At 64.7% G+C, this 12,338-nt stretch carries 14 protein-coding genes; 8 read left to right on the forward strand and 6 right to left on the reverse strand.

The window, feature by feature from the left end:
• Positions 1-9: 9 nt before the first annotated feature.
• Positions 10-852, reverse strand: a complete 843-nt coding sequence (locus tag KBY83_RS06110) for a cytochrome c oxidase subunit II (RefSeq protein ID WP_396093523.1) — start codon at positions 850-852, stop codon at positions 10-12.
• Between the two features lie 195 nt (positions 853-1,047).
• Between KBY83_RS06110 and KBY83_RS06115 the strand changes: the two genes are divergently transcribed.
• The 6 genes from KBY83_RS06115 (at position 1,048) to KBY83_RS06140 (ending at position 6,008) form a co-directional block, all read left to right on the forward strand.
• Complete coding sequence (locus tag KBY83_RS06115; protein ID WP_255018751.1) at positions 1,048-2,010, forward strand: heme A synthase; 963 nt, start codon at positions 1,048-1,050, stop codon at positions 2,008-2,010.
• Positions 2,003-2,986, forward strand: a complete 984-nt coding sequence (locus KBY83_RS06120) for a heme o synthase (RefSeq protein WP_255018752.1) — start codon at positions 2,003-2,005, stop codon at positions 2,984-2,986. The genes KBY83_RS06115 and KBY83_RS06120 overlap by 8 nt, the downstream gene beginning before the upstream one ends.
• Before the next feature lie 18 nt (positions 2,987-3,004).
• A complete protein-coding gene (locus KBY83_RS06125; RefSeq protein ID WP_396093557.1) occupies positions 3,005-4,027 on the forward strand; it encodes an ATP-binding cassette domain-containing protein in 1,023 nt (340 codons plus the stop codon).
• Complete coding sequence (locus tag KBY83_RS06130) at positions 4,027-4,872, forward strand: ABC transporter permease (RefSeq protein ID WP_255018756.1); 846 nt, start codon at positions 4,027-4,029, stop codon at positions 4,870-4,872. Before KBY83_RS06125 ends, KBY83_RS06130 begins: the two co-directional genes overlap by 1 nt.
• A 98-nt stretch (positions 4,873-4,970) precedes the next feature.
• On the forward strand, positions 4,971-5,333 hold the full coding sequence (locus tag KBY83_RS06135) for a hypothetical protein (protein WP_255018757.1): 363 nt from the start codon (positions 4,971-4,973) through the stop codon (positions 5,331-5,333).
• On the forward strand, positions 5,334-6,008 hold the full coding sequence (locus KBY83_RS06140) for an N-acetylmannosamine-6-phosphate 2-epimerase (protein WP_255018758.1): 675 nt from the start codon (positions 5,334-5,336) through the stop codon (positions 6,006-6,008).
• Positions 6,009-6,019: 11 nt separating this feature from the next.
• Here KBY83_RS06140 and groL read toward each other — a convergent pair whose 3' ends face one another.
• Entirely contained in the window at positions 6,020-7,672 is a 1,653-nt protein-coding gene (groL, locus tag KBY83_RS06145; protein ID WP_255018759.1) for a chaperonin GroEL, read from the reverse strand.
• 134 nt (positions 7,673-7,806) lie between these two features.
• Here groL and KBY83_RS06150 point away from each other — a divergent pair, with 134 nt between their 5' ends.
• Positions 7,807-8,046 carry a hypothetical protein gene (locus KBY83_RS06150; protein ID WP_106501449.1) on the forward strand — a complete coding sequence of 80 codons (240 nt, stop codon included), beginning with the start codon at positions 7,807-7,809 and terminating at the stop codon, positions 8,044-8,046.
• 33 nt (positions 8,047-8,079) lie between these two features.
• Here KBY83_RS06150 and fabG read toward each other — a convergent pair whose 3' ends face one another.
• Together fabG and KBY83_RS06160 are read right to left on the reverse strand one after the other, a co-directional pair.
• Positions 8,080-8,832 carry a 3-oxoacyl-[acyl-carrier-protein] reductase gene (gene fabG, locus KBY83_RS06155; protein WP_255018760.1) on the reverse strand — a complete coding sequence of 251 codons (753 nt, stop codon included), beginning with the start codon at positions 8,830-8,832 and terminating at the stop codon, positions 8,080-8,082.
• A 72-nt stretch (positions 8,833-8,904) separates the two neighbouring features.
• A complete protein-coding gene (locus tag KBY83_RS06160) occupies positions 8,905-9,750 on the reverse strand; it encodes a lipopolysaccharide heptosyltransferase family protein (RefSeq protein ID WP_255018761.1) in 846 nt (281 codons plus the stop codon).
• A 73-nt stretch (positions 9,751-9,823) separates the two neighbouring features.
• On the opposite strand from KBY83_RS06160, the gene ispD reads away from it, so the two are divergent.
• On the forward strand, positions 9,824-10,504 hold the full coding sequence (gene ispD, locus KBY83_RS06165) for a 2-C-methyl-D-erythritol 4-phosphate cytidylyltransferase (RefSeq protein ID WP_255018762.1): 681 nt from the start codon (positions 9,824-9,826) through the stop codon (positions 10,502-10,504).
• On the opposite strand, the gene KBY83_RS06170 is transcribed toward ispD, so the two are convergent.
• On the reverse strand, positions 10,467-11,396 hold the full coding sequence (locus KBY83_RS06170; protein WP_255018763.1) for an LD-carboxypeptidase: 930 nt from the start codon (positions 11,394-11,396) through the stop codon (positions 10,467-10,469). The two genes, ispD and KBY83_RS06170, sit on opposite strands and share 38 nt — an antisense overlap.
• Positions 11,393-12,298 carry a 4-hydroxybenzoate polyprenyltransferase gene (locus KBY83_RS06175; RefSeq protein WP_255018764.1) on the reverse strand — a complete coding sequence of 302 codons (906 nt, stop codon included), beginning with the start codon at positions 12,296-12,298 and terminating at the stop codon, positions 11,393-11,395. Before KBY83_RS06175 ends, KBY83_RS06170 begins: the two co-directional genes overlap by 4 nt.
• Positions 12,299-12,338 lie beyond the last annotated feature (40 nt).

Raw genomic sequence — 12,338 nt, forward strand, 5'->3', positions numbered from 1 at the left:
GGCGGGTCGTCAGGTGGTGGTGCGGTTGGGGGTGTTCTGCTGCAACCAGTTGTCGTAGGCATCGGGCTCGTGCACTACGACGTTGGAGCGCATGCCGCCGTGGTAAGGCCCGCAGAGCTCGGCGCAGATGATCGGATAGGTGCCAGCCCGAGTGGCGGTAAAGGAGAGCACGGTTGGCTGGCCTGGAATTACGTCCTGCTTGAGACGGAACTGGGGCACCCAGAAGGCATGGATTACATCACGGGCTTCCATGCGCAACTCCACCTGTTGACCGGTGGGCACATGCAGTTCGCCGCTGGTTATGTCTGAGCCTGGATAGTGAAAAATGAAGGCAAATTGCATCGCGGTTACCTCAACAGGTAAAACCGGACCAGCAGGCGCTGCGTCCATGCCGGCTACGCCAATACCACCCCAAACCCGGCCCGCCGTATCCCCTTCCTTAACACTGACCTGCTGCATTGCCCCGTGATCCATAGCCATGTGATCGTTGAGCGTGGCCATACCGCCCATCCGCTCATAAATGTCGTAGCTGTATAGACCGACAAACAAAACAACCACTGCGGGGATTGCTGTCCAAACAATCTCCAGGGGCAGATTTCCCTCTATTGCCAGACCATCGCTGACATCGCCGCTGCGGCGCCTAAATCGAAACAAGCTGTAAACCAGAAGGATCACGATGCCGAGAAACAGCACGGTGCCAATGCTGAACAAAACCTTAAATAGATCGTCGTAGGTGGATGCATTGCTGCTGGCGCCCAGCGGCAGCATGTTGACGTTATAGCCAACCCAAAGCCCTGTCAGCACAAGGGCTGTGGTGGCCGTGAGCACAGCTAGGGCGGTGCGAATTGGCACGGTGCTGTTTGAGCTTCCATTCAGCCTATGGGCACTGGCTGCGATGTGCGGGTCGATCTTTGCCTTGGTTGGCAAATCAACGCCTCAGCCGCTTGCAAGCAGGGCTGATGTTTTCACTTCGTGATCTGGGCAATTAAGAGTCCCTCGTTTTGAACAACTTGGTTAGCTTCTCTGGACTCCGGGATGGTCGTTTCCATGACGACAAATCTCCAATCACCCCTAGCCCCAAGCATTCGCAGCAGGCCGGACCCTGTTCTGATCCAGAGGCTCGCCTTACTTGCCTCCCACCTAGTGGTGGCCTTGGTGGCCTTGGTTGGCATCGGCGGTGCCACCAGGGTTATGGAGGCGGGTCTGGCCTGTCCTGACTGGCCCCTTTGCTACGGCCGCCTCCTGCCAGGTCGTCAGATGAATCTCCAGGTGTTTTTGGAGTGGTTTCACCGCCTTGATGCCTTCGTAGTGGGAGTGGCCCTGCTGGTTCTTACGGCAGCGAGTTTTTCCTGGCGGCGACGCCTGCCCGCTTGGTTGCCCTGGCTGGCTGCTGGAACCCTCCTTCTAGTGCTGGTTCAAGGGGGCCTGGGGGCTCTCACCGTCACCCAGCTACTGGCAGCGCCGTTGGTTACTGCCCATCTCGCCACGGCCTTGCTGCTGGTTGCGCTCACAAGCGGCCTCTACCAGCGCCTGGCAATGGCCAATACGGCCTCAATCAGCCCTCCGCTTTGGTGGCAGCTGCTGGCGAGCTTGGCTCTGGTGCTGGTGTTCGGCCAGTGCCTGCTGGGTGGAACCATGGCCAGCCAATGGGCGGCAGATCAGTGTTTTAGTGCCGGCAATGGCTGCCGCTGGCTGCTTGCTCACCGCCAGCTCGCCATGCCAGCAGCTCTCGCCGTGCTGGCCCTAGCTGCAGCAACCCTGCTGTTGCCCCCAGGTCAGGGTCAACTGCCCGGCCTCGCCCAGGGAGCGGCCGTTTTGGTGCTGGCCCAGGTGAGCCTGGGCATTTGGACCTTGAAGCTCCAGCTGCAGGCGCCGCTGGTGACGATCGGCCACCAACTGCTGGCAGCCCTGCTGGTCGCTCTGCTGGCAGCGGTGCTTGCCCGCTCCCTTGGCAACTCAGGCCAGACCTTGCCCATGTCTCAAACGTCTTCCGAGGTGGCTCATGGTTAGTGCAACGATCACAGCTCCAATCGCCGTTGCCCCGGCGATCCGCCCCTCGGTGAAATTGCCGGCCTGGCTTGAAGTGGCCAAGCCCCGGCTCATACCGCTGCTGCTCGCCACCACCCTCGGTGGCATGGCACTCAGCAGTGGCGATGCACCCGCCGCCAGCACAATCATCTGCACCCTGGTGGGGGGCAGCCTGGCCTCGGCTGCGGCCGGAGTGCTCAATTGCCTTTGGGAACAGGATCTCGATGGGCGCATGCAGCGCACTAGCCGCCGGGCCCTGCCCTCTGGTCGTCTGGCCCAGCGCCAGGCCTTTGCCCTAGCTGTTGGCCTCACCATCCTGTCGGTGGCAGTGCTGGTTGTGGGCGTTAATCCGCTCGCTGCCAGCCTTTCCCTGTTGGGGCTCTGCAGCTATGTGCTGCTCTACACAGCCCTGCTCAAGCCGCGCACTAGTCAGAACATCGTGGTCGGCGGGGTGGCCGGGGCTATTCCACCCTTGGTGGGAGCTGCCGCTGCCACCGGCTCCCTTGGCTGGGCTTCCTGGTGGTTGTTTTCCCTGGTGATGTTGTGGACGCCAGCCCACTTCTGGGCCCTTGCCCTGCTGCTCAAGGACGATTACCGCTCCGTGGGCATCCCGATGCTTCCGGTGGTTAAGGGAGTAGCGGTTACGACTCGGGCCATCAGCCATTACGCCTGGGCCACTGTTGGCTTGAGCCTGCTTGGGATCGTGGCGCTACCAACGGGTGGCTTGCTTTATGGCTTGATGGTGCTGCCCTTCAACGCCCGCCTGCTGCAGCTGAGCTCCCAGCTACGCAGCCAGCCTGACGAACCCCAACGGGCCAAGGCCATGTTCCGCTGGTCGATTTTCTATTTATTCGGCATCTGTGCGTTGCTTTTGTTGGCCCGCCTACCGCAGGCAGCCCTGCTGGGCCCCCAACTGTTCAACGTCCCCTTTGCTGCCTTGCCTACATTGGTCGGCTGATTGGAGCAGCTTGAGTCGGTGATCGAACTGCAGCAGCTCTGCAAGCGCTACGGGGGCAAAAAGGCGGCAACTGCCGTCGTTGCCCTCGACAACCTTTCCCTGCAAGTGCCGGCCGGCAGCCTCTATGGCCTGCTTGGTCCTAACGGTGCCGGTAAGACGACCGCCTTGCGAATCCTTTGCACCTTGCTGGCCCCTGACAGCGGCAGCGTGCGGGTAGGCGGCGTTGATGCCCTGGCCGAGCCCCGGGCGGTGCGTCGCTTGTTGGGCTACGTGGCCCAGGAGGTGGCAATCGACAAGATCCTCACCGGCCGCGAACTGCTGCAGCTGCAGGGTGATCTGTATCACCTGGCCCCAGCTGCCCGGAACCGGCGCATGGATGAGCTGATCGACCTGCTCGGCATGGCCGACTGGATTGATCGGCGTTGCGGGAGCTACTCGGGCGGGATGCGTCGCCGGCTCGATCTGGCCGCTGGCCTGCTGCACAGCCCCAAGGTGCTGGTGCTCGATGAGCCCACCGTCGGCCTTGATATCGAGAGTCGCGCTGCGATCTGGTCCGTCTTGCGTCAGCTGCGCGAAGGCGGCACAACCGTGCTGCTTAGCAGCCACTACTTAGAGGAGGTTGATGCCCTGGCTGACCATCTGGCGATCATCGAGGCTGGCAAGGTCATCGCCGAGGGCGCGCCTGCTGTGCTCAAGGCCGCCTTGGGTGGCGATCGAGTGACCTTGAGGGTGCGTGAATTCAGTGATGCCGACGAAGCTGAGCGGGTGCGCAGCCTGCTGCACGATTGCGCCGGGGTACGCCAGGTGGTGGTGAACCGGGCCCAGGGCTACTCCCTGAATCTGGTGATTGAGCACGACGGCGTTGTCGAGCAGCTGCGCCGCCAATTGGCGGCAGCCGACCTGCCGGTTTTCGCCCTCGCCCAGAGCCGCCCCAGCCTCGATGATGTCTATCTCCAGGCCACCGGCCGCACCCTGATGGACGCGGAGCTGGCGGTGGCCGGCAGCCGTGATCCCAAGGCTGAACGCAAAGCGAGCATGTGATGACCACAACCCTTCCAGGCCCCCAACCCGAGGCATCCGCCTTGGCTGAGATCAGTCAAGAAACCCTGGCCCTCACCCGTCGTTTGTTCGTACAGCTGCAGCGCCGGCCTTCCACCTTGGTGGCGGGGGTGCTGCAGCCCCTGATCTGGCTGGTGTTGTTTGGCGCCCTGTTTGCCAAGGCTCCGGCGGGCCTGCTGCCTGGCGGCATCAGCTACGGCCGCTTCCTTGGCGCAGGTGTGATCGTGTTCACGGCCTTCAGTGCGGCCCTGAACGCTGGCCTGCCGTTGATGTTTGACCGGGAATTCGGCTTCCTCAACCGGTTGCTGGTGGCGCCGCTGCGCTCGCGCAGCTCGATCGTGTTCGCCTCGGTGCTCTACATCACCACCCTGAGCTTGGTGCAGAGCCTGGCGATCATGGGCACTGCCGCATTGCTGGGTTACGGCTGGCCTGGTGGAGCTGGGCTGCTGCTGGTATTGGTCACCTTGCTGTTGTTGGTTTTTGCAGTCACTGCCTTGAGCTTGGGGCTTGCTTTTGCGCTGCCAGGCCACATCGAGCTCATTGCGTTGATCTTTGTGGCCAACCTGCCACTGCTGTTTGCCAGCACCGCTTTGGCTCCGTTGTCGTTCATGCCGGCCTGGCTGGGCTGGCTAGCGGCCCTTAATCCCCTTACCTTCGCGATAGAACCGATTCGTGCCGCCTATGCGGGACAGGTCTCTCTCACCGCAGTGGTGCTGGAGGCCCCCTACGGCCAGCTCAGCAGCGCCACCTGCCTAGGGGTGCTCGCCTTACTGGCCGCCGGGTTGTTCCTGCTGATTCGGCCGCTTTTGGATCGCAAGCTCACCTAGTAGGTCCTTTCGTGACGCAGCCCTCCAGATTCCCCCCGTCCGACCGTCCCGACTTAGGGGACCGTTTGCTGGCGGCGGTTGCAGAACGGGATCAGGCCATGGCCCAGCGTCTGGTGCAGCAGTGGGCGCACCGCAGGGGTCTGGCGGCCCTCGAAGCCCTGATCTCCGGCCCACTATGCGTGGGCCAAGGAGTAGGGGCGGCTGAGTGGCTGCGCTCCCAGGCTGGCCTGGTGTCCAACCCTGAGCCCAGCGTGCAACCGACTGTGCAACCGACTGTGCAAATAATTGAGAAACGAGTTGTGCAACCAGTTGAGCAACGACCTGTGCTGGCCCTTGTGCAGGATGCCCTGGCTCCGGCAGCGCGCAATGCCGCTCCTGCGCCCTTTGCCCACACTTCCCTGCGGGCCTGGCTGCCGGATGCTGAAGAGCTCGATGACTTTCACCTTCCCCTGGCCAGCTGAGTGAAGCCCTCCGGTTTGATTGTGTCGGTGCAGGCCCCCGATGGATCTCCGATGCGCGATCCCGATGTGATCGCCGCCATGGCAGATGCCAGTTTGCGCAATGGCGCCTCTGGGGTGCGTCTGGAAAGCCCAGAGCACATCGGCGCTGTTCGTCAGCGCTGCCCAACGGCCCTGATCGTGGGCCTATGGAAGCGCAGCTACCCAGACAGCTCGGTGTACATCACCCCGGGGTGGGAGGAGATTCGTGCTGTTTGGGCTGCTGGTGCCGATGTGGTGGCGATTGATGCCACCGAGCGCTATCGCCCCGGGGGTGAAAATTTGGAGGGTCTGATCGCCCGTGCCCAGCGGGAGCTTGGTGCTGTGCTGATGGCCGATGTGGACAGCGTTGCCAATGGTCTACTTGCCGCCGAGCTGGGTTGCAGCTGGGTCGGCACGACCCTTTATGGCTACACGGAGTCAACCTCAGGCCAGAGGCCACCAGCCTGGGATCTATTGCCCCTGCTGCGGCAGCAATTACCCAACGAGGTGAGTCTGATCTGCGAGGGCGGCATATCAAGCCCCCAGCAGGCCCGCCAAGCCCTCGACCTCGGCGCAGATGCCGTGGTTGTGGGCACGGCAATCACCGGGGTCGATTTGCAGGTTGCTGCCTATGTACGGGATGTGCTGGCCGGCTGAGCAGCCTGGAATCACATCATCCCGGGCATGCCCATTCCGCCCATTCCGCCCATACCACCCATTCCGCCCATGTCGCCGCCGGGGGCTGCTTCGGGTTCGGGCTTATCGGCGATCACAACCTCGGTGGTGATCAGCATGGAGGCGATCGAGACCGCGTCTTGAAGGGCTAGGCGCACCACCTTGGCCGCATCGAGAATGCCAGCGGCCAGGAGGTCTTCGTAGACGCCGGTTAGGGCGTTGTAGCCCTTGCCCAGCCGCAGGATCTCAGCTGCCACCACGGCGCCATCGGCGCCCGAGTTGTGGGCGATCTGGCGCACGGGCTCGGCTAAGGCCCGCTTGACGATCTCGACGCCGGTGCGCTCATCGCCCTGGCAGCTAGCCGCCAGGCTGTTGAGCCCTTCGGCCAGCTCCAACAGGGTGCAGCCGCCACCAGCAATGATTCCCTCCTCCACCGCAGCGCGGGTGGCGTTGAGGGCGTCTTCGATGCGCAGCTTGCGGTTCTTGAGCTCGGTTTCGGTGGGAGCACCAACCTTGATCACGGCAACCCCTCCGGCCAGTTTGGCGATCCGCTCCTGGAGCTTTTCGCGGTCGTAATCGGAGTCGGTGTTGTCGAGCTCGCGCTTGATTGAGGCCACCCGATCAGCAACGACTGCCTGGTGCTCACCGCTGGCCACGATCGTGGTGCTGTCCTTGGTGATGGTGATGCGGCGGGCCTGACCGAGCTCGGCTAGGCCGGTCTTGTCCAGGGTCATGGCCTGGTCTTCGCTCACGACCGTGGCGCCGGTGAGTACGGCGATGTCGCCAAGCATGGCCTTGCGGCGATCCCCGAAGCCAGGGGCCCGCACTGCTGCAACCTGCAATACGCCGCGGTTTTTGTTAACCACCAGGGTGGCGAGAGCTTCGCCCTCCACTTCTTCCGCCAGGATCAGCAGGGGCCTGCCGCCCTTGGAAACCGCCTCCAGCACGGGCACCAGGTCAGTGATGGTGCTGATTTTGCGGTCGGTGATCAGGATCAGGGCATTTTCAAAGACGCATTCGCGCCTCTCCTGGTCGGTGACGAAGTAGGGGGAGCTGTAGCCACGGTCGAAGGCCATGCCCTCGGTGATCTCCAGTTCGGTGGCCAAGGAGGTGGACTCCTCAACGGTGATGACGCCGTCAGCGCTCACCTTGTCCATGGCTTCGGCGATCATTCGGCCGATCTCTTCGTCGTTGCCGGAGCTCACCTCGGCTACCTGGCGAATCGCTTCACCGGCGACGGGTTGGGCCCTCTCGGCGATGCCCGCCACGATCTGGGCTGTGGCCTTTTCCATGCCGCGGCGTAACACGACCGGGCTGGCGCCGGCAGCCACGTTTCTGAGGCCTTCGCGGACCAGTGCCTGGGCCAGCAGGGTGGCAGTGGTGGTGCCGTCGCCGGCGGTGTCCTTGGTCTTGCTGGCCACCTGCTGCATCAGCTTGGCGCCAACGTTTTCGAAGGGATCTTCGAGTTCGATCTCCCGGGCGATGGTGACGCCGTCATTAACGATCTCGGGCGCGCCGAATTTCTTTTCGAGCACCACGTTGCGGCCGCGGGGTCCGATGGTGACCTTCACGGCGTTGGCCAGGGCATTTACACCACGCTCAAGGGCGCCACGGGAGGCATCTGAAAAGCTGATCAGCTTGGCCATGAAAACGCTGGACACTCAATGGAGCCAGGGTCCCACGGCGGACCACAGCCAGGCCATCGGAGCGGGGTGGGGAAAGCCGAATCAAGCTGCTGCTTTGGGCTACTGATTCGCTCCAGGCTCGATAGGGTTCAGCAATGGAGGATTTGCTGCAAACAGCACTGGAGAGCGCGGACGAAGCCATTTCGCTGGATCCGGGCTCCACTGCTAACGCCATGGTGTTTGTGCTCGTGGCGGCGGCCGGAGTGTTGATGGCCTTGGTTTATGTACCGGTAAGGCTGTTTTTGACAATCACCGCCCGCAGTCGCCGCCTGCGCCTGCTGCAGAGGATTCGCCGGCTGCGCGAGGAGTTGGCTCAGCCGCTCACAAGCTCTTGAGCAATCAAGTCTCTAACTAGAAGTCTCAAGCTCTCATCGCATAACCATGCCGCCATCCACCTGCAGCACCTGGCCGGTGATGTAGGCGGCAGCCGGGTCGGCGGCCAGAAAGCGCACTGCACCTGCCACCTCGGCGGTGCTGCCCATCCTCCCCAGGGGAATCGCCGCCAGGATCGGCTCCTTGTCGAGTTCGGCGGTCATGTCGCTCTCGATGAAGCCTGGGGCAACGGCATTGACGGTCACACCCCGGGCGGCAAATTCAGCCGCATTGCTGCGGGTGAGGCCGATCACCCCGGCCTTGGCGGCGCTGTAGTTGGCCTGGCCTGGATTGCCCATCAGGGCCACCACTGAGGTGATGTTGATGATGCGGCCGCCGCGGGCCTTGAGCATGGCCCGGCTCACAGCGCGGGTGCAGAGAAACACGCCGGTGAGATTGAGGTTGATCACGCTCTGCCAGTCGGCGGTTTTCATCCGCATCAGCAGGCCGTCGCGGGTGATGCCGGCGTTGTTAACCAACACGTCGAGCCTGCCGCCCCTGGCGAGCACCGCTTTGACCATGGCGTCGACCTGCTCTTCATCGGCTACATCGGCCCGATGGCTCCAGGCTTCGCCCCCGGCAGCAGTGATCTCAGCCACGACCGCTTCGGCTGCATCCGGGGAGCTGGCGTAATTCACCACTACTTGGGCGCCGGCCGCTGCCAGCTCAAGGGCGATGGCGCGACCGATACCCCGGCTGGCACCGGTAACCAGCGCCACTTGGCCGGCCAGGAGGGCTGGGCTGGACATCACGGCACTCGACATCGCGGCACTGGGGTTTGTGGCGCTGATCGTATGGCCTGACTATCCCTCGAACCCCAATTATCCCAGTCCCAGGGCGGCGAGTACCTCGGCGTCGCCAAGTTGGCTGAGGTTGGCGGCGCTGCCGAGGCCCTGCACCCCAGCACGGCTGGGCAGACTGGCGGGATCCCGGCCCAGGGCTACCAGCGGCAGGCCGAGCAGCAGGGCCAATTCGATGGCTACTGGGTCGCTGGCTAGCACCACATCGGCACTGGCGATCTGGGCGGCGCGCTTACGCATATCTCCAGCCCCAGTGCCAGCTAGTGCTGGCACGGTCCGCAGGTTGGGCAGCTTGCTGCGGATCTGGGCGGGTAGGTCTTGCCATTGCTGGGCTGGCCAGTCGCCGCCAGCAGCGGAAGGGGCCAGCAGCAGGGCCGGTCCCTCGCCACTGGGTAGGGCCGCGCTGGCGGCCTCCAGGTCGGCCGGGGCGATCGGCAACCGGAAAGAATCAGCCTCGAGCCGCACCCCGATGGGCCGCAGGAAGGCTTCAAAGGCCTGGTTGGCCCAGCCGCCCTCGATGGGGGTGATCCGCTCGGTGGCGGAAAAGCCACTGCTGGCGACCCGGGTGGGGATGTGGCTCATCGACAGAATCAGATCCATCTGGCGGCTGGGCGCCAGGTTGAGGCTCACCTGAAAATCAGGCTCTCGCACTGAGCCCATCAAGTTGGCCCAATCGGCAAGGGTTGCCTGCTCGTAGGTGAAGGGCATGGCCCGTTCCACGGCTGGATGCAGGGACCAAAGGGGAACCGCCGCTAACGGACAGACCACCTGGACGTCGGCATGGAGTTGGTCGGCGACGGCAGCAACGGCGGCAAAACTCTGCAGCTGCTGGCTGCTGCCGCCCGGAATCAGAAACAGGGCGCGCATCGCAAACGACACAGGTTCGGCGGCCTGATTGTATGGATCAGATTCGGATTGACCCGTCTCGCGGGAGTCGCTTGTGCATTTGCTGATCGCCGCAGCCGGCAGCGGACGCCGCGGGGGGGCCACTGGCAACAAGCTGCTGTTGCCAGTGGCGGGGCGGTCGGTGCTGGCCTGGACCCTCGATGCGGCCCTCGCCTGCCCCGCCATTAGCTGGATCGGCATCGTGGGCCAGCCCGTTGATGCAGCCGCGATAGCGGCGATCGTGGCTGAAGCAAAGCCAGACCTGCCGGTGCAGTGGATTGAGGGTGGTGACACCCGTCAGGAGTCGGTGAGCCGGGGGCTGGCGGCCCTGCCGGCAGCTGCTGGTGGTGTGCTGATCCACGACGGGGCTCGCTGTCTTGTCGAGCCAGAACTGCTGGCCCGCTGTGCCGCTGCGGTGCAGCAAGGCGCAGCGGTGATCGCCGCCACCCCCGTAACCGACACGATCAAGCAGGTGGATGGAGCTGGCACCATCACGGCCACCCCAGATCGCAGCTGGTTGTGGGCAGCCCAAACTCCCCAGGGTTTTCCGGTTCAGCAGCTGCGGGCTGCCCATGCAACCGCCACGGAGCAGGGCTGGAGCGTCACCGACGATGCGGCCCTGTTTGAGCGGCTGGGTTTGGCGGTGCAGGTGTTGGAGGCGCCTGCCTCCAACATCAAGCTCACCACCCCTTTCGATCTCACCGTGGCAGCGGCGGTGCTTGCTTCGCGCTGCTGATCCGCAGCTGGCCGCTGCTGCCATCGAGCTCGGCCCAGGCACCTAGGGGTAGGGCCGCATTGCCGGCCACATGACCTACGGGCAGGTTGCTCACCACGGGGATGCCGAGATCGCTTGTGCGCTCGCGTAGCACCTGCTCGAGGCTGAAACGATCAGCTTCGGCTGGGTTTTCATCGCAGTCTGTGAACTGCCCCAGGCCGATGCCGGCCAGCTGCTGCAGCCCACCGCAAAGCCGCCAGTGGGTGAGCATGCGCTCGATTCGGTATGGAGCTTCGCCCACGTCTTCGAGCACCAAAATGGCGCCGCGCAGAGCCGGCAGATACGGCGTACCCAGCAGGTGGGTGGCCACGGTGAGGTTGGCGGCTAGCAGTGGGCCTGCGGCGCTGCCGCCACACCAGCCCTCGCCCTGAAGGTCGCCCAGGGGTTCGCCAAACAACAGGCACCGCAGCCGCTCCTGGCTCCAGGCGGGTTCGGCGGCCAAGGTGGTGAGCAGCGGCCCATGGATGGCACCTCCCTGCCCCTGGGCTAGTTGGGCCCAGAGAAGGGAGGTGACGTCGGAGAAACCAAGCAGCCAGCGAGCTGGCAGGGCCAGGGGTGCTTCCAACAACCGGGCCGCTCCCCAGCCGCCCCGCACACAGGCCAGCAGTTCGGCGCCCCGTCTGGCGGCCGCTTCCAGGTCGCCGCGTCGCTGTTGGTCTCGGCCGGCCAGATAGCCCCACTGGCGCCCGTGCAACGGCGTGCGCTCCACCTCCAGCCCCCAGCCCTCGAGCACGGCGATGCCCGCCTCCAGGCGCGCCAAGGCGTCTTCGCCCAGCAGGGCTGAGCTTGCCGCCACCAGCTGCACCCGATCCCCTGGCCGCAGCGGTGAGGGCTGACGTATGACCTGGCTCATGGCAGCTGCCCCAGCACCAGGGCAAGCAGCAGCAGCCCTCCCAGCTGCACCTGGTGGCTGAAGTGGCGGCCGTAGGCGGACCTTGGCAGGTTGGGGCGGCGCAGCAGGGCGGCTTCGCGCTGCATGCCGGCTGCTGCCAGCAGACCCAACGGCCAGCTGATCCAGCCGCATCCCTGCAGGCCGGCGGCTAGCCCCAGGGCCAGGGCGGCGAGGCCGTAGCTGATCGCCACCGCCAGGGGGGCCAGGCTGCCCAGGCTGAGGGCACTGCTGCGCACGCCGATGGCCCGGTCGTCATCCCGGTCGGCCATGGCGTAAACCGTGTCGAAGCCGAAGGTCCAAAGCAAGGTGGCCAGCCACACCAGGGCCAGGGGCCAGCCGCCGGCCAGGGAGCCGGTGGCAGCGGCCCAGGGGATCAGCACCGCAAAGCCCCAGCAGATGGCCAGCACCAGTTGGGGGTAACCAAACCAGCGTTTAGCCGAGGGGTAGAGCAGCACTGGCGGCAGGGCCGCGATTGCCAGCAGCAGGCAGAGGTTGCGGCTGGCGGCGGGCAACCACCACATCAGCACCAGCAGCACTGCCAAGGCGACGACCAGGCTGAGCAGCAGCAGGCCTATCGCCTCGCCAACGCCAACGCGGCCATCGGCCAGGGGACGGCTTCGGGTGCGCTCCACCAAGGGGTCGATGCGGCGGTCCCAGAGGTCGTTGGCGATGCAGCCGGCCGCGCTCACCGCCAGTCCTCCCAGCACTATTAATCCCACCAACAGCGGCGCCGGTGGGGCGTTTGGGGTGAGCCAGAGGCTCCAGCCAGCTGGAATCAGCAGGATCAGGCGGCCACTGGGCTTGTGCCAGCGCACCAGCTCCAGCCAGGCCCCCAGACGGGTGCCGCGCGTCAAGTTGGCCATGCCCCCTTTTCGTCGTGCCGCACCCTAGGTGTGCCGGTGG

It is taken from the genome of Cyanobium sp. WKJ7-Wakatipu (genome assembly GCF_024345355.1).
GTDB lineage: Bacteria > Cyanobacteriota > Cyanobacteriia > PCC-6307 > Cyanobiaceae > Cyanobium_A > Cyanobium_A usitatum.